This is a genomic window from Collinsella aerofaciens (genome assembly GCF_901212495.1).
GTDB lineage: Bacteria > Actinomycetota > Coriobacteriia > Coriobacteriales > Coriobacteriaceae > Collinsella > Collinsella aerofaciens_H.
The window spans coordinates 1-15,686 of sequence record NZ_CAAKNY010000084.1 but is presented as its reverse complement, the minus strand read 5'-3'; the positions used below and the strand labels follow the sequence as shown (position 1 = coordinate 15,686).

16 protein-coding genes are annotated in these 15,686 nt (G+C 62.8%); 5 read left to right on the top strand and 11 right to left on the bottom strand.

Going from position 1 to position 15,686, the window contains the following annotated elements; genetic code table 11:
* Positions 1 to 174: 174 nt before the first annotated feature.
* The 4 genes from SFLMC1_RS10320 to nadA are packed head-to-tail and all read right to left on the bottom strand — an operon-like array spanning position 175 to position 4,042.
* A complete protein-coding gene (locus SFLMC1_RS10320) occupies positions 175 to 720 on the bottom strand; it encodes a transcription repressor NadR (protein ID WP_152074191.1) in 546 nt (181 codons plus the stop codon).
* Positions 720 to 1,580: a carboxylating nicotinate-nucleotide diphosphorylase gene (gene nadC / locus SFLMC1_RS10315; protein WP_152074192.1), complete on the bottom strand. Its 861-nt coding sequence runs from the start codon at positions 1,578 to 1,580 to the stop codon at positions 720 to 722. The genes SFLMC1_RS10320 and nadC overlap by 1 nt, the downstream gene beginning before the upstream one ends.
* A gap of 3 nt (positions 1,581 to 1,583) precedes the next feature.
* The gene (locus SFLMC1_RS10310) at positions 1,584 to 2,960 is read right to left on the bottom strand and encodes an L-aspartate oxidase (protein WP_226814260.1); all 1,377 of its coding nucleotides are present in this window, start codon (positions 2,958 to 2,960) and stop codon (positions 1,584 to 1,586) included.
* Between the two features lie 56 nt (positions 2,961 to 3,016).
* Positions 3,017 to 4,042 carry a quinolinate synthase NadA gene (gene nadA, locus SFLMC1_RS10305; RefSeq protein ID WP_152074193.1) on the bottom strand — a complete coding sequence of 342 codons (1,026 nt, stop codon included), beginning with the start codon at positions 4,040 to 4,042 and terminating at the stop codon, positions 3,017 to 3,019.
* 690 nt (positions 4,043 to 4,732) lie between these two features.
* Between nadA and SFLMC1_RS10300 the strand changes: the two genes are divergently transcribed.
* Positions 4,733 to 4,993, top strand: coding sequence for an integrase core domain-containing protein (locus SFLMC1_RS10300; protein ID WP_226814261.1), 261 nt, complete (start codon positions 4,733 to 4,735; stop codon positions 4,991 to 4,993).
* 62 nt (positions 4,994 to 5,055) lie between these two features.
* Here SFLMC1_RS10300 and SFLMC1_RS10295 read toward each other — a convergent pair whose 3' ends face one another.
* The 6 genes from SFLMC1_RS10295 to SFLMC1_RS10270 are packed head-to-tail and all read right to left on the bottom strand — an operon-like array spanning position 5,056 to position 11,860.
* Complete coding sequence (locus SFLMC1_RS10295) at positions 5,056 to 5,433, bottom strand: metal-dependent transcriptional regulator (RefSeq protein ID WP_152074194.1); 378 nt, start codon at positions 5,431 to 5,433, stop codon at positions 5,056 to 5,058.
* 4 nt (positions 5,434 to 5,437) lie between these two features.
* Positions 5,438 to 7,180 (bottom strand): ABC transporter ATP-binding protein, encoded by a 1,743-nt coding sequence (locus SFLMC1_RS10290; RefSeq protein ID WP_152074195.1) that lies wholly within the window; start codon positions 7,178 to 7,180, stop codon positions 5,438 to 5,440.
* Entirely contained in the window at positions 7,181 to 8,995 is a 1,815-nt protein-coding gene (locus SFLMC1_RS10285; RefSeq protein WP_152074196.1) for an ABC transporter ATP-binding protein, read from the bottom strand.
* Complete coding sequence (locus SFLMC1_RS10280; RefSeq protein ID WP_261981438.1) at positions 8,992 to 10,539, bottom strand: ABC transporter ATP-binding protein; 1,548 nt, start codon at positions 10,537 to 10,539, stop codon at positions 8,992 to 8,994. Before SFLMC1_RS10280 ends, SFLMC1_RS10285 begins: the two co-directional genes overlap by 4 nt.
* Complete coding sequence (locus tag SFLMC1_RS10275; protein WP_085830004.1) at positions 10,536 to 11,234, bottom strand: energy-coupling factor transporter transmembrane component T family protein; 699 nt, start codon at positions 11,232 to 11,234, stop codon at positions 10,536 to 10,538. The genes SFLMC1_RS10280 and SFLMC1_RS10275 overlap by 4 nt, the downstream gene beginning before the upstream one ends.
* A 2-nt stretch (positions 11,235 to 11,236) precedes the next feature.
* Complete coding sequence (locus SFLMC1_RS10270) at positions 11,237 to 11,860, bottom strand: MptD family putative ECF transporter S component (RefSeq protein ID WP_152074197.1); 624 nt, start codon at positions 11,858 to 11,860, stop codon at positions 11,237 to 11,239.
* 166 nt (positions 11,861 to 12,026) lie between these two features.
* On the opposite strand from SFLMC1_RS10270, the gene SFLMC1_RS10265 reads away from it, so the two are divergent.
* On the top strand, positions 12,027 to 12,986 hold the full coding sequence (locus tag SFLMC1_RS10265) for a helix-turn-helix domain-containing protein (protein WP_152074198.1): 960 nt from the start codon (positions 12,027 to 12,029) through the stop codon (positions 12,984 to 12,986).
* Between the two features lie 602 nt (positions 12,987 to 13,588).
* Here the strand turns inward: SFLMC1_RS10265 and SFLMC1_RS10260 are convergent.
* On the bottom strand, positions 13,589 to 14,164 hold the full coding sequence (locus SFLMC1_RS10260) for a hypothetical protein (RefSeq protein ID WP_154063941.1): 576 nt from the start codon (positions 14,162 to 14,164) through the stop codon (positions 13,589 to 13,591).
* Between the two features lie 136 nt (positions 14,165 to 14,300).
* Here SFLMC1_RS10260 and trxA point away from each other — a divergent pair, with 136 nt between their 5' ends.
* From trxA to nikR, 3 genes are all read left to right on the top strand, one after another.
* A complete protein-coding gene (trxA, locus tag SFLMC1_RS10255) occupies positions 14,301 to 14,621 on the top strand; it encodes a thioredoxin (RefSeq protein ID WP_152074200.1) in 321 nt (106 codons plus the stop codon).
* A 219-nt stretch (positions 14,622 to 14,840) separates the two neighbouring features.
* The gene (locus tag SFLMC1_RS10250) at positions 14,841 to 15,089 is read left to right on the top strand and encodes a hypothetical protein (RefSeq protein WP_117564540.1); all 249 of its coding nucleotides are present in this window, start codon (positions 14,841 to 14,843) and stop codon (positions 15,087 to 15,089) included.
* Between the two features lies 1 nt (position 15,090).
* The gene (gene nikR, locus SFLMC1_RS10245; protein ID WP_187323952.1) at positions 15,091 to 15,603 is read left to right on the top strand and encodes a nickel-responsive transcriptional regulator NikR; all 513 of its coding nucleotides are present in this window, start codon (positions 15,091 to 15,093) and stop codon (positions 15,601 to 15,603) included.
* Positions 15,604 to 15,686: the final 83 nt, after the last annotated feature.

Genomic DNA, 15,686 nt, shown 5'->3' with positions numbered 1-15,686 from the left:
CACCGTGCACAAAAAGGAGGCCTCCGCATCGCCGCGGAGGCCTCCTTTTGTTTGTATAGGCAGCTAATTGGGGACGGGGGTACCTTGGCAGTTACGGTGGAATAGTTCCCGATTCATTGCTTAGGTGCCGATTTTAGGAACTATTTCACCGCAACTTATAAAGACAGTATCGGGCTAAGAGAGATCGTCCTCGTAGGGCATGAGGTCCGCCAAGTAGCCTTTCTCCTTGAGCATGGCCTCGATCTCGTCGAGGGTTTGCTCGTCTTCCGCCGCAATGCGGTGGAAGTGATAGCCGCTGGTTACCGTCAGCAGCGGAAAGCTCTTGCCGCTGGCGATGTCGTGCAGGTAGCGCTCGATATCGCGGCGGTTACGGATATCCAGATCGGCCGTGATCTTGCCGTACACGCGGTGGTTGACGATCACGTTGAGCACGGCGCCGCCCGCGTCGACGATGCTCGTGAGCTCATCGCCCGCCTGCTCCACGCTGTGGCGCACCTTGACCAGACGCGTGGGCACAGCCGGGCTGCTCGCCGCCTCCTGTAGTACATAGCCGCGATTGGTGGCGACGATATCGTGCCCGTCGGCGCGCAGCAGGGCGATGTCCTGCACCACGACCTGACGGCTCACGCCCACCTCGTGGGCAAGCGCACTGCCCGAGACAGGATCTTTGGCTCCCTCGAGCACGGCCATGATGGCACGGCGACGCTCGCGGGCGTCCATTATTTACCGTCCAGCAGACGCAGGTGCTTGAGCGAGAGGTCGAGAATCGGCGCAGAGTGCGTCAACGCCCCCGAGCTGATAAAGTCAACACCCAGGTCGGCAAGCGCGCGGATATTGTTGACGTCCACGTTGCCCGAGCACTCGGTCTTGGCGCGACCGTCGATAAGCTCGATGGCGACGGCCATATCGTCGTGGGTCATGTTGTCGAACATGATGATGTCGGCGCCGGCCTCCACGGCCTCGCGCACCATATCCAGGTTCTCGCACTCAATCTCGACCGTCGTGGTAAACGACGCATGGGCGCGCGCCATCTCGATCGCGCGTGCCACGCCACCGGCGGCGTCGATGTGGTTGTCCTTGAGCATGACAGCCGTCGACAGGTTGTAGCGGTGGTTGCTGCCGCCGCCGATCTCGACTGCCGCCTTCTCGAAGACGCGCATGCCCGGCGTGGTCTTGCGCGTGTCGACGAGCACGGTCTTGGTGCCCTCGAGCGCCGCGGCCATCTGGTGCGTATAGGTGGCGATGCCGCTCATGCGCTGCAGGTAGTTGAGCGCCACGCGCTCGCCCGAAAGCAGTACGCGCGCGTCGCCGCGCACCTGGCCCACATGGTCGCCAGCGTGTACCTCGTCGCCGTCCGCGACGTCGAACAGCACCGAGCTCTGCGAATCCAGTAGCTCGAAGGTGCGGGCGAACACATCCAGGCCGGCGATGACGCCGTCGGCCTTGGCGATGAGCTCAACGGTGGCGGGACGCGCCGTGGGACACACGCTCGCCGTGCTCACGTCCTCAAACGTGATGTCCTCGCGCAGCGCCTGCAAAATCAGATCATCGACGACGAGCTTCATGGTAATGGGATTCATGGTCTACTCCTCCACGGCCTGCGTGCCGGCGGCACGGGCCAAATCATCGATTGCAAGGGTATCGGCGCTCAGGGCGCGGTGACGTCCGTCGAGCGCGGGCTCGCCGGCCTGCTCCACGGCCAGCGACTCGCCGGTACGCATGTACCACGCGGCACGGCGGCCCCAGACGAGGGACTCGAGCAGGCTGTTGGAAGCCAGGCGGTTCTTACCGTGTACGCCGTTGCAAGCCGTCTCGCCCGCGGCGTAGAGCTCGGGCATCGAGGTGCGGCCGTCCTTGTCGACCCACACGCCGCCCATAAAGTAGTGCTGCGTGGGCGTGACGGGAATGGGCTCCTCCAGGATGTCGCGACCGTCCTCGAGACAGCGCGCGCGGATGTTAGCGAAGTGCCCGGTCACCACGTCGCGCTCGACGGGGGCAAAGCTCAGCCACTCGTGCTCGGTGCCGTCCCGCTTCATCTGCTCGCGGATGGCGGCGGCGACCACGTCGCGCGGCTGCAGCTCGTCGGTAAAACGCTCGCCGGCGGCATTGAGCAGAATCGCTCCCTCGCCGCGGCAGCTCTCGCTGATCAGGAACGTGCGACCCGGCTGCGGCGAGAACAGGCCCGTGGGGTGGATCTGCACGTAGTCCAGGTGCTCCATCGTAATGCCGTGCTCCTGCGCGATGTAGCAGGCATCACCGGTGAGCTGCGGGTAGTTGGTCGAGTGGTCGTACACACCACCGATGCCGCCCGTCGCCCACAACGTATGGCGCGCGTGAATCTCAAACGGCTCGCCGGCATGCACGCCCTCGGCGGCGTTTGTCAGTTCATCGGCGGGACGGACCGAGTCGTCCTCGTCCACGGCGACGGCAACGACGCCGGTGCACACCGTGGCCCCATCGCGCTCGGCCGTCAGGATGTCGGTCATGGCCACGTGCTCAAGAATATGCACGTTGTCCAGTTTGCGGACAGCCTGGAGCAGCTTGGTCGTAATCTCCTTGCCCGTAATGTCGGCATGGAAGGCGATGCGCGGGCGGCTGTGCGCGCCCTCACGGGTAAAGTCGAGGCCGCCGTCGGCCTTGCGCTCAAAATCCACGCCCATCGCTAGCAGGTCGTTGATGACCGAACGGCTCGAGCGAATCATGATGTCAACACTCTCGCGGCGGTTCTCGTAATGGCCGGCGTGCATGGTGTCCTCAAAGAAGGCATCGTAGTCAGAACCCTCGGGCAGCACGCAGATGCCGCCCTGCGCGAGCATCGAATCGCACTCATCGACGGCGCCCTTGGAGAGCATGATTACGCGCGTGCTCGTCGGCAGATTGAGAGCCGCATACAGGCCCGCCACGCCGCAACCGGCAATGACGACGTCACACTCCATATCGGGGTATTGTTTGGTTTCCACAGGAATCCTCTCCCTTGTAATGTGGCATAGGGGATGGTCCCTCATGTCACATTGGCTTAGCGCGCCGCGTACTCGAGCATGCGGTCGAGCGTGAGCTTGGCCTGATCGGCGGCCGCATCCGACACGCCAATCTGCACCTCGCCCTCGCCCGTCTCCAGGCAGTGCACGAGCTTTTCAAGCGTGATGAGATCCATGTTGACGCAGGTGGGCTGCACCGCAGGGAAGTAGAACTTCTTGCCGGTGCCCTGGCAGCGGCGCTCGAGTTCGTAGAGCACGCCGCGGACCGTCACGATGATGAACTCGCTCGCGTCCGACTCCTCGGCATACTTGATGATGCCGGCAGTGGAGCCGATGTAGTCGGCCTCGGCCAGGACGTCGGCCTTGCACTCGGGGTGCGCCAGCACGAGCGCGTCGGGGTGCGCCTCCTGCGCGTCGACGATCTGCTCGACGGTGATGATGTGATGACGCGGGCAGTAGCCGTTGTTGAGGATGACGTGCTTTTGGGGCACCTGCTCGGCCACAAAGCGGCCCAGGTTCTGGTCGGGAATGAACAAGATGTGCTGCTGCGGCAGCTCGGAGACGATCTTGACGGCGTTAGAGCTGGTAACGCACACATCACTCCAGCTCTTGATTTCGACCGTCGAGTTGACGTAGCACACCACGGCAAGGTCGTCGCCATACTCGGCGCGCGCCGCGTCGACCGTCTCACGCTTGACCATGTGCGCCATGGGGCAGTCCGCGCCCGGCTCGGGCAGCAGCACGGTCTTGGTGGGGTTGAGCAGCTTGGCGCTCTCGCCCATAAACTCCACGCCGCACAGCACGATTGTCTGCTGCGGCAGGCTCTTGGCGAGCTTTGCCAGGTAGAAGCTGTCGCCGACGAAATCGGCAACGGCTTGGACCTCGGGCGCCACATAGTAGTGCGCCAAGATCACCGCGTCACGTTGGGTTTTTAGTTGCTGAATGGCCTCGACGAGCTCTGCGGGCACCAGTGCCGCGCGCTCCGTTGCCGTCGTTGCCGATGCCAGGCCGGCCGCGATATCGCGTGCAAGCTCCGATGCATCCATGTTCGCGCTCTGTGCCATCAAGGCCCCTCTCTTTTGGCGAATCTTGGGGCTTTAGTATGACACCTGGCTTTACAGCTGACAAGACAGCTGTAAAGCCAGGTGTAAAGTTGGAATAAAGATTCAGTCTTGGGGCGGATCCATTTCCGAACTGGCAAGCTGAGGATAGTCAAAAATGGGCCCGCCCCATGATTCGAGCAGCCCGTTTTGTCCTGGACCAAGGGGCAGTGGTCAAAAAGGGCCAAATATGAGTACTGTCACCAAATTAGTAGCAGCGATTTTCCGGTCCAGAGCAGCAAAATAGCCTTGTTTGGAGCCCGATCGCGACTCTGAAGAACGAAAATCGATGCACTTTTGGCCTCTGGCACCGATTTTTGAGGCCATTTGGCTGCCACTAAACTGGTAACAGTACTCATATTTGGCCCTTTTTGACCACCGGGTTTCCGGCAGGCCCCAAAAGCGGTCCCGAATCGCTCGTCCGGGCCCGCTGGGGGGTAGCGCGCACAGTCGTGGTGCAAGAAGCAAGGGAGGGCCATCGCCTAGAATCGTCAGCGCCTAGATATTCGACGAGAGGAAAGACGATGGCCCGCAGCGACACAGGTCAGGCCATGGCGGCCAACGGGGGCCGCTACCCCATATCGGCGCAGCGCGGGCATCGAGGTATTCCACACGGACCGCGGCAGCGAGTTCGACAACGCCGAGATCGACCTGATGCTCGAGGCCTTCGGCGTAGAGAGGTCGCTGTCGGCCGAGGGCCGCCCCCACGACAACGCCGTCGACGAGTCGGCCGACGGGATACCGAGGGCCGAGCTCGACCGCCGCGAGGCGTTCGGAACGACGCGCGAGCTCCGGGCCAAGCTCTCGGACTACGTGCACCGGTACGACAACTTCAGGATCCACTCGGCGCTGGGCTACATGTCGCCGGTCGAGTTCAGGAAGGCGGGGCCGTCCCTCCCGGAATCGTCCAAATAGGTGTTGCCAATCCACTGCCTTGTTGGCGTGTTCCGCTTTCGTTTGATAAGAGCGCGGTCCTGTCAGGTGGCGCCCTCGCCCAGCAGGGCGGCGAGCTTCTCGAAGGAGCCCTCCGACAGACAGTGCTCCATGCGGCAGGCCTCCCGCGAGGCGGTCTTCCCGTCCATGCCCGCCTCGAGCAGGAGCCCCTCGAAGAAGCGGTGGCGCCCCAGCGTCCGGCGGGCGATCCGCTCCCCCTCGGGGGTCAGGCGCACGTCCCGGGCAACCACCTCGGCGAGCCCGGCGGTGGACAGGCCCGCCAGCGCCTTGGTGACGCTCGCCTTGGAGTAGCCCAGCAGGCACGCTATGTCCACGTTGTGGCAGAATCCGCTCTCGGAGCGGATGCGCAGAATGGCCTCCAGGTAGTCCTCCGGGGATTCCGCGGAACGCTGTTTGTTCATCGGTTTACGCCCCCAGCCTCCAGTCGGCCGCCTCTTCGCGCATGCGGATGAAGCGGCGGTAGATCCCGTCTTCACGCATGAGCTCGTCGTGCGTGCCGCGCTGCACGATGTGGCCGGCGTCCACGACGAGAATCTGGCCGGCGTCGCGCACCGTGTTCAGGCGGTGGGCGATGGTGACGAGCGTCTTGCCGCGCGTGAGCTCGCCGATCGCCTCCATGAGCAGATGCTCATTCTCGGGGTCGACGGAGCTGGTCGCCTCATCCAGGATGACGATGGGCGCATCCTTCATGATGGCGCGCGCGATGGATATGCGCTGCCGCTCGCCGCCCGACAGGTCGGCTCCGCCCTCTTCCAGCACTGTGTCGTAACCTTGCGGAAGGCGCTCGATGAAGTCGTGGCATCGCGCGCGCTTCGCCGTGGCGACCACCTCATCGCGCGATGCATCCGGCCGCCCGAACCGTATGTTGTTCTCCACCGTGTCGTTGAACAGGTATACGTTCTGGAACACCAGGGATATGTGCGAAAGTAGGCTCTCCGCCGTGCCGTCGCGCACGTCCGCGCCGCCCACGCTCACGAATCCTTCATCGACGTCCCAGAACCGCGCGATCAGGTTCACCAGCGTGGTCTTGCCCGACCCGCTTGGCCCCACGATGGCGCACGAGGTGCCCTCGGGGATGCGAAGCGTCATGTGGTCGATGACGCGCCGGTCGTCGTAGCCGAACGACGCATCGTCCATCGCCAGGTCGAAACCTCGCGGCGCAAGAGGCTCGTCGGTCGTGTCCTGACGCGGAACCGCGCACACCTCGTCCACGCGGTCGAGCTCGCCCTCTATCTTCTTAGTGAGAAAGGCGCTATTGTTCGCGCTGATCAGCTCGCCATAGATCATGAACGCGGCGACGAGCAGCGTGAGCGCCCACGAGAGTGGCAGCCCACCCGTGAGGTACAGGGCGCACGCCGCGAACAGCACCGCGCAGCTCGCCAGATTGAACACCAGTGCATAGAGCTTGAGAATTCCCTGGGCCGCCTGCTCCTGACGGTAGTCGGCCAGGCGCTTCTGCTCGAAAGACGCCTTCGCCTCGGCAAGCGCCTCGTCGGGCGTGGCGAACGTGCGCAATACCGCCATCCCGCGGGCGTACTCGATCACCTTGTCGGTCATGGCCTCCTGGGCGGCGGTTACCTCGCGCGTCACCGCGGTGGAGCGACGGCGCAGCCATTCGAGCAGCACAAGCCCCATGGCGATGCCCGCGAACGTGATGAACGCCACCGGCGGCGCGAACAGCATGAAATACAAGCTCATGATGACCGCCATCGCCACGCCGCCCGACAGACCGGTGAGGCAGATGGTCATGAACTCCTCCAGCTGGTGCAGCGTCGTGGTGAGCGTGGTGGTGATGGCGGAAAGGCGCTGCTCGGAGAAATAGCCCATGGGAGCACCCTTCAGCCGATCGCCCACGTGCAGGCGCATGTCGCGGAAGATGTGGAACCCCTCGGCGTCCATCTTGATGTCCACGAGGTACTGGAAGATATACTGGCCCGCCACGCTCGCCAACAGGATGCCCAGGCACTGCAGCGCCACATCCGCACCCATATGGTCACGATTCTCGAGCGCCCACCACACCGCGGCAAGCATCCCGGACATGAAGAACGCTTTTAGGACGTTGCACACCATGCCAACAATGAGACTGCGTCGCGACGCAGGCGAGAAGCTTCCCGCCACGTCGAGTATGCGTTTTACGATGGCAAACATCTACCTCGCCTCCTCGGGGCGGATGGCCGCCCGGTCTTCCACGTTTTTGTCCGTGAGCACCTCTACCGCGCCCTGATGCTCACGCCACATGCGGGCGTACAGCGGGCAGCTTTGCAGCAGCTCATCGTGCCGCCCGTGCCCCACGATGCACCCCGCGTCCATGACGAGAATCTGGTCGGCGCCCATGATGGTCGAGAGTCGGTGCGCGATGGTGACGAGCGTCTTGCCCTCAACCAGCTTGCTGATGGCGCGCTCAACCAGCGCCTCGTTCTCGGGGTCGGCGTAGGCGGTCGCCTCGTCCAAGATGACGACGGATGCGTCCTTCAGGATGGCGCGCGCGATGGTGATGCGCTGCCGCTCGCCGCCCGATAGTCGATCGCCCGCCTCGCCCGCAGGCGTAGCGTAGCCCTGCGGAAGCTCGTTGATGAATCCGTGGGCGCCTGCGGCACGCGCCGCCGCCTCCACCTCGGCGTCGGTCGCGTCGGGCTTGCCCATGCGGATGTTGTCGGCAATGGAGCGGTCGAACAGGAACGTGTCTTGCGCCACGTACGCGATGTGCTCCATGAGCTGTTCGAACGGGATGTCCTTCACGTCGACCCCGCCGAATGTGATGTTTCCTGTGCTCGCATCCCAGAACCCCGCCATAAGCTTGGCGACGGTCGATTTGCCCGAGCCCGACGGCCCGACGATCGCCGTGATCGTTCCCGGTTCGGTGGAAAAGCTCACGTCGTGCAGGACCTCGGTGCCCTCACGGTAAGAAAACGACACTTCCTCGAACGCGAACGACTCGCCCTGTAGCTCCACGCGTTGCGTGGGACGCGCAAGCTCGGGCTCACCGAGGAAATCCCAGACCACGTTCAGGCAGGCATCCATACGCGAGATCTGGCCTGCCGCCTGGGCGAACTTCAAAACGCCGCCGATGAAGCCCAGAGGAATGACAATGCACACCATGAAGGCGGGAAGCGTAATCTGCCCGACGGAGAGCAGCCACACGCCAAGCGGCAGCGAAACGAGCAACGTGCAGGGCACGACCGAGCGCACCGCCGCCATCCACACCCAGCTCTGCCGGAACCACGCAAGCGTGGAGTCGTGGTATTCCGCCACGGCATCGGAGAACGACCCGTAGGAGGACGCCGTGCGCCCGAACGCCTTGATCACCTGGATGCCGTTGACATACTCCACGAGCGTGGAGTTCATGTCCTGCTCGCTTTTGATGTAACGCGCCATCTTGGGCTTGTAATCGCGCATCATGCCCAGATAGAAAAGCACGCCCAAGGGGATCGTGGCAATGCCGGCAAGCCCCATGCGCCAGTCGACGGCGAACACGATGGTCATGGCGAGGATGGGCGCAAACACGTTGCTCGGAAGCTCCGGCATGAAGTGCGCGATGGCGTCCTCCAGCTGATTCACGTTGTCTACAAAGCGGTTCTTGAACGTGCCCGTGGGCGTGTCGACGATGACACCCATGGGCACGCGCGACATCTTCTCGGCCATCTGCTCGCGCATGGTGCGCAAAGCCTTGAAGGCGATACCATGGCTGATCATCGACGATCGCCACGTGAGCACGAACTTGAGGATCTGCCCTCCTGCTGCAGCGAGCGAGAACAGAGCTACCGTTTCGAGCGTGAGCGTGCCTTCGATGAGACCGGAAGCCAACAGGGCGACGACCACGTACGGGACCATACCCGCCGCCTCGCCCAAGCAAGCGAGGACAAGCGAGAGCACCATGCGCGCTTTATCGGGCCGCATGAAGTAGAACAGTTTCGAAAACGCGCTCGGACGCGCGATGCGGTCAAGCGGAGTCACGTGACTCATACTCCTTTTCCCCCTTCGTCATGCGCTGCCAGCTCAACCCTCCGGTCGCCCGCCAGCCGCGCTAGCATTTCATCGTGGGTGATAATCACCACTGCCTTTCCTTCCGCCGCAAGCCTACGGCACCACAAAGCCACCTCCCGCATGCCGCGCCCATCCAGTCCGCTCGTTGGCTCGTCGAGCACCACGAGCTCGGCGTCCGAGCAGTACGCTGCGGCAAGTGTCACGCGCTGCTTCTGCCCGCCCGATAGGCTGGCGGGGTGCCTGTCGGCAAGGGCTTTCAGGTCGAAGGCATCAAGCGCCTCCCAGGCACGCGCCTTCAGAACATCATCAACGCGTCGGCCAAGCACTACCTCGTCGGCGACGCTCCCCGCATACAGTTGATAGTCGGCGTCCTGCATCACGAAATAGCTCAGGTGCCTCCGCTCCCGCGGTGAGAGCGCTTTGCCGTCCCTGGTTATCAGACCTTTCTGCGGGCGGGACGCCCCGACGAGAACCTTCGCAAGCGTTGTCTTGCCCGAACCGTTCCCCCCGCATACCACCGTCACGGCACCGCAGGGAAACTCCGCCGTCACGCCTCGAATGCCACGGCCTGTCGAGCGGTAGAGATACGTCACGTCCTCCATATGCCATGAGGTGGAACCGCAGCGGGAATCAAGTGATTCCGCTGGTCGTGTATTCGAATCGCGCGCGATGGTGATATCGGGATGACGCAACCCAAATGCATCAGCTTCCTTGTCTGGAAGCGCAGCGAATTCTTTCGCGCTCCACCGCGCCGCGACCTTGCCATTTCTCATACAAAGGAATTCGTCGGCGACGGGCAGAAGCTTGTGGAGCCTATGCTCCGACACCAGAATCGCCACGCCGCGCTGCTTGAGCTGGACAAGGATGCTCACGAGCGCGTCTGCGCCCTCCGCGTCCAAGTTGGAGGTCGGCTCATCGAGCGCGAGAAACGACGGGCGACACGCAATAGCGGCTGCGATCGCGACGCGTTGTTTCTGACCGCTGGACAGTTCGGTAAGCTTCTCAGCAAGTAAACCTTCAACCCCGCACAGCCGTGCCGCCTCATGCACATGTTCAACGGTCACAGCAGGGTCGACCCCGAGGTTTTCCAGCGAGAAGGCGATCTCGTCGCCGACCGTCCCCATGAAGAACTGGCTGCGGGGATCCTGCATGACCACACCCATGGCCTCGGTCCTCCCGCGAGCGGAAAGCGAAAGGACCTCCGTGCCGCTCACCAGAACGGAACCCCTACGCACTCCAGGGAAGAACGTCCCTGCCAACCCATCTGCTAATCGCAACACGGTCGACTTGCCGTCGCCCGACCTTCCGCACAGAGCTGTGCAGGAGCCGGTGCGCACCTCGAAGGACACGTCCTCGACCCTGCTTCCTCCCGCATCGTCAGCAGATGCCGAATCCTCTCGTTCTGCCTCATCCACATAGCGAAACGAGACGTCGCAAAACGCGAGGGCTGTCGCCTCCTCCGCAGGCTTGCCGCATACGGGGCTTTCCTTGAGCGCATTGGATGATTCGAATTCGCCTGTCACAAAATCACCCCCGTTCCGTAGATTCCCGCGCATATGACCGCGACAACGGTCGAGCACACGGCATCCCTCCAGGTGAAGCCCACGTGGTAGACCGAAGTCCGTCCCCGGCCGATTTCGATGCCGCGCAGCTCGGCGGAGGCGGCAAGCTCGCTCGAAAGCCTGAGCGAGCGCATGACGAGCGGCGTGTAAACGCATTCGTACGCCAACCCCGGGTGACGGACGATGTCGAACGCGCGAGGGAAGATGCCCCGCATTCGGATGCCGCGCACGATGGAGCGAGCTTCGAACGAGAGGACGGAGGCGAACCTGAACACCATGCACACGCCCACGAGAACCCGCTGGGGCAGCCTCCAACGGTCGAGCGCGCACATGATCGCCGAGGGTGACAGCGTGAATAGCGCGCAGCCCGCCGTGAACGGCGGGATCATGTGAAGGAAACTCACGAACAGTGCCCCGTACAGTCCGGAGAGCGGGAGGAAGCTCAGCCCGCACACAACGGTGAAGCTCGCGCACATCTTGAGCGAAAGGCGCGCCCTCCCGTTCGCCGCGAGGTACGCCGCGGCGAGCAGCTGCAGAAGCGCCGTCTCCAAAAGGCCGGTCACCAACATCGCGGCGATGCCGACAACGAGAAACGACAACAGGTGCGTGCGCGGGTCGAGGCCGAACACCCCAGTTTTGATGTCGCACTTTTCCATGGTTAGGCGATCTTCGCCTTGCGCACGTGTTTCTTCAGGAACTTCGACCCGATGAGCCCTCCGACGATCGTGCCCGTAGCGAACATCGCCATCATGAGCAGAATCCACGGCAGCTCGGTGTACTGGGCCACCATAGCCGCCACGTCAGCCGCGTCGTAGTAGGTTCCCAACTGCTCCATATAGGCGTCCCTGAACAGCAGATACGGCATAATCCCGTAGAACCCGAACGTCATCCAGTACACGATGTAGCCACCTACGACGCGCTTTATGTCGTGGTAGGAATCCTTCCCCCACATGACGAGCTCTCCGATAAGGGCGCCCACGACGGCGACGGGAGCGCAGTAGAGCCCTCCCATGAACGTGTAGAGCAGCCCGAATACCAGCGTCGAGCCCGCCAGCACGCCTCGCTTGCCGATGCGGTCCGCCATCACCACGTAGAACGGCGTGGCAAGCAGCGGAAATAGCCACGACCCCACGAAAAACGTGTTCTGGGGCGCCAGGACCATGTCCTCGATCATCTTCGCCACGATGGTCACCGCCATGATGATCAGGTTGAACACGACGAACGTCAGCACGTCGCGCGTGGTCCACCTGTTGCTTTTCGGGGCTGGAGCGTCTTGCGTCATCCGATTCCTCCTTATGTTCCCTGTCTAGTTAGCCATTTTTAACTCTTGGCTATAATGGACGAATAGACAGAGTTCCAGTCTTCGCGAAAGCAAAAGCGGGACCCAATACGGAATGAAAGGGACGAATCGGGGAACGCCGCATTGAAACGAGGCGAAAGAGAGTCAGATGGAAAGCATAGAACGCGACCTTTACGAAGAGGCGTTCAAGAAATGGCACCTCGTGCCTTCCCGCGATGTCGGCAACTACGGTCCTGCGGGCACTTTGAGGGTTCTCGAAAGCGACATGGGGTCCGGGGAGTACTGGGCGTACTTTCGGGACAACCTTTTCGCTGTGAACGCGTTCAGGATGAGCTTCGCAAGAGAGTGGACCATACGCTATCGATGCACCGAGCACCTGTGCTTGGGCTGCTATGACGAGGTTTCGGGCGTCGCGCAGCGTCGAGGGGCTCCGCTCACCCCGGGCGCCATCACGGTGTATCTCGGCGGGGAAAACGAGGAGTACGAAGCGCGGTTCTCGGAAGGCTCCGTTGCCGCGGCGTCGTCGATCACCATCTCGCCAGATTATTATCGGGATTATCTGCAGAGTCGCTTCGGCGAAATAGAGGACGTCCGCAAGGCGTTTGCGGGCGTAGACGGACGGCGCGACCTTCCGGGGCTTGTCGACTTGCTTCGCAAGGCGCGTTCGTATCAAGGCGGGGGGATCGCGGCGGATCTGTTTTACGAAGGGGTTATCTCCGAATCCATCGCCCTCGTGATGGAGTGCGCAGCCCGGCCGAATGGCGGCAGGCCCAGAATGACCGACGAGGACCTTGCGGCAGTCGACTGGGCGTGCGCGTATATCGCTCGGAACCTTGGCGGCGATTTGTCGTGCACGCGGCTCGCGTCCGAACTGTATATGGGCCAGACGAAGATGAAACGGCTCTTCAAGAAGGCGACAGGCCTTCCTCCGGCGTCCTACGTGGCGAGGGAGAGGATGAGAGAAGCCGAAAGGCTGCTCACTGAAACGGCGATGCCCATCGCCGAGGTCGGCAGGGAAGTCGGTTACAGTAAGGCGGGAGCGTTCACCGAGGCGTTTCACAGGCACAAGGGCTGTTCCCCCCAGCGGTTCAGGCAGGATCGCCTGTGAAAAGCTGATGCGGCTCAGACACTGCCACATTCCTTCAATATTGAATTATGTTGTTGCAGCAAGCATGCCTTAACGAACCCCCGGTACGTTCAGACGCAGCAAACCGAAAACGACACGTATGAATCACAGCCATTCGAGCTAGAGTAGACGATTCGGGATACCCGAAGAGCGGACGACGAACTAACTGCAATTCCTTTTTCCCTGCCCATTTTGACCACGATCTGCCCGCGGCGCCTGATCGCGGGCGGGAAGGAACCGGCCGAGCCCCACCTCGAGCTCGGCGCACAGCCGCACGCACTCGTCGGCGCGCATGGCGCGCTCCCCGTTGAGGACGCGCCACAGGCGCTTCCCGTCGACGCCCACACGCCGGGCGAGCTCGGCGACGGGGATGCCGCGGCGCCAGCTTAATTGAAGGGGGCCACACCGACGAGGCGCTCGAGCGCATCGATGAACTCTGCGAGGCCAACGACCGCGCCGCCGTGCGCCGCTACTGCGCCAACGAAACGGTCTACATTGCGCTCTCGTCGCTTTCCGCGGACATCAACGCGCACGGCATCACCGCCGACCCGCGCGCCGTAATGTAGGGGCTGCCGCCAGCCTCGCTACAGCGGTGCAGACGCCGGGGTCAGCTGCTTAATGTAGGCCCACATGCGCTGCTTGGCGGCCTTGTCGGTGAGCGCTGCCTCAAAACCGTCGAGCGCCAGCACGCGGCGCCCCTGCACATGGGCGACCAGGCCGGGCTTGAGCATGGCGGTGTCAAAGTCATCAATTGCCACAAGCATATCGGCATAGGTCTCGCGCATGACATCGGCCGCACTGTTGTCCAGCAGCAGCACCGCCTCGGGGTCCAAGGTCTCCAGCGCCTCGCGGAACAGGTCGCACGTCAGGCCCTCGCCCGCCGCGACCGCTCCGTCGCCCGCGCCGGCGACGCTTGCCAGCACGCAAAAATCCTCGGGGGCATATCCGATGGCACCGAGCGCCTTGCGCAACGCGGCGCCATCCGCGCCGGCAGCCAGCTCGCCGCCTGCACGCTCGGCATCGTCCAAATCACCTTTGACCAGTACAATCGGCGAGCACGCGTTGCCCGCGATACGCACGCCGCGACCCGCGAGCGATGCGAGCTCCTGCTCGGTCGCCTGGGCGATGGCTTCTTTTTTTTGGCTTTGTGACGTGGGCATGCGCTCTCCTATCGTTTGCGTGCCCACCATTATATAAAAGAGCCGCCTGCGAGTGGTTGCATTGCGGGCCGTTGGGTATAAGCACGGTCGTACTGAGTTTTACGCGGCCGAGCCGCGTCACACTATGGAGGTCACTATGGCTGACATTAAGCAGATTACCCCCGAGAACTTCGATTCCGTCGTTAACGGCAGCCTTCCCGTGCTGGTCGATTTTTGGGCCCCGTGGTGCGGCCCCTGCCGCTCGCTCTCGCCCATTGTTGACGAAGTGGCCGACGAGCTGGCCGGCAAGCTGACTGTGGCCAAGTGCAACGTCGACGACAACCAGGACCTGGCCATGAAGTTTGGCGTCATGAGCATCCCCACGCTGATCGTCTTTAAGAACGGCGAGGAGGTCGACCGCTCGGTCGGCGCTCTGCCCAAGGCAAGACTTCAGGCACTGCTGAAGAAACATCTGTAATACGCTTGTTACTTGTCTGCCGTCCATGAGCGGTTTCGCACCGTTCACCGGAGTGCCAAACGCAAGGCATGCAACCACGGATAGTATGGTAGACACAAACAGCCCCAGTGAACGGGTGCGGGTCAGACGGACTCGCACCCGTTTTCTTATGCGGCGGCGCCCAAGGCGGGCGTAGTAAAATTTGAACCACCATATCGCCCCGCACAAAAGGAGATTCCCATGCATGACGTCGGAATGAACATGAGTCAGCTTGCCATGAGCGTCAAGCAGGTCGACGACACGATCGAGCTCGCCCACGAGTGGAGCCATCAACTGCTGCATGCGACCGAGAACTTTGACATGGAGCGCATTGGCGCCAAGCTCGAGGCCGCCATGTCCGCGCTGCACGAGGCGCACGATGCGCTCGAGGGCTACGAGGAGGCCATCGAGGCCGACCATAACTCCGTTGGCTCCGTAAAGCTGGTGTAACGTGGCCGAGCACGAGCACGCCCGCGAACACGAGCACGGGCACCCTCACGGACCGACCGGCGACGCAGGGTGCCGTTGCAGCGGATCCGCCTCCGAGCTGGTCCGTTTTTCGGTCACCGCGCCCGACGACCTGCTGCGCCGCTTTGACGAGCAGATCGCGCGCCGCGGTGACGTGGCCAACCGCTCCGAGGCAGTGCGCGATTTGATTCGCGCCTCGATCGCCAAGGAGCAGATGCGCACACCCGACGAGCAGGTCATCGGTTCGCTCACCATGATTTACGACCACCACACCGGCGACCTGACGCGCCGTCTGGACGAGGTGCAGCACGACTACACCGACGAGATCGTATCGACGATGCACGTACATCTGGATCACCACAACTGCCTGGAGATCCTGGCGCTCAAGGGTCGCGGCGAGCGCGTCTACGAACTAGCCGACCGCCTGCTGGGCCTGCGCGGCGTTAAGCACGGCGAGCTCACCTGCGCCGCCACCAAGCAAAGCCTGGGGCTGTAAGGGGATCTCCCGCAGCGCACCTGCCATAAAGGGACAGGTTTGTTTTGGCAGGTGGGACTGCGGACAAAAAGTTGGACCGTCAA

What these genes read in the sequence shown, in the direction of transcription:
- SFLMC1_RS10320 (WP_152074191.1), bottom strand. Translation starts at nt 720, where the DNA reads ATGGACGCCCGCGAGCGTCGCCGTGCCATCATGGCCGTGCTCGAGGGA.
- nadC (WP_152074192.1), bottom strand. Translation starts at nt 1,580, where the DNA reads ATGAATCCCATTACCATGAAGCTCGTCGTCGATGATCTGATTTTGCAG.
- nadA (WP_152074193.1), bottom strand. Translation starts at nt 4,042, where the DNA reads ATGGCACAGAGCGCGAACATGGATGCATCGGAGCTTGCACGCGATATC.
- SFLMC1_RS10300 (WP_226814261.1), top strand. Translation starts at nt 4,733, where the DNA reads ATGCTCGAGGCCTTCGGCGTAGAGAGGTCGCTGTCGGCCGAGGGCCGC.
- SFLMC1_RS10295 (WP_152074194.1), bottom strand. Translation starts at nt 5,433, where the DNA reads ATGAACAAACAGCGTTCCGCGGAATCCCCGGAGGACTACCTGGAGGCC.
- SFLMC1_RS10290 (WP_152074195.1), bottom strand. Translation starts at nt 7,180, where the DNA reads ATGTTTGCCATCGTAAAACGCATACTCGACGTGGCGGGAAGCTTCTCG.
- SFLMC1_RS10285 (WP_152074196.1), bottom strand. Translation starts at nt 8,995, where the DNA reads ATGAGTCACGTGACTCCGCTTGACCGCATCGCGCGTCCGAGCGCGTTT.
- SFLMC1_RS10275 (WP_085830004.1), bottom strand. Translation starts at nt 11,234, where the DNA reads ATGGAAAAGTGCGACATCAAAACTGGGGTGTTCGGCCTCGACCCGCGC.
- SFLMC1_RS10270 (WP_152074197.1), bottom strand. Translation starts at nt 11,860, where the DNA reads ATGACGCAAGACGCTCCAGCCCCGAAAAGCAACAGGTGGACCACGCGC.
- SFLMC1_RS10265 (WP_152074198.1), top strand. Translation starts at nt 12,027, where the DNA reads ATGGAAAGCATAGAACGCGACCTTTACGAAGAGGCGTTCAAGAAATGG.
- SFLMC1_RS10260 (WP_154063941.1), bottom strand. Translation starts at nt 14,164, where the DNA reads ATGCCCACGTCACAAAGCCAAAAAAAAGAAGCCATCGCCCAGGCGACC.
- trxA (WP_152074200.1), top strand. Translation starts at nt 14,301, where the DNA reads ATGGCTGACATTAAGCAGATTACCCCCGAGAACTTCGATTCCGTCGTT.
- SFLMC1_RS10250 (WP_117564540.1), top strand. Translation starts at nt 14,841, where the DNA reads ATGCATGACGTCGGAATGAACATGAGTCAGCTTGCCATGAGCGTCAAG.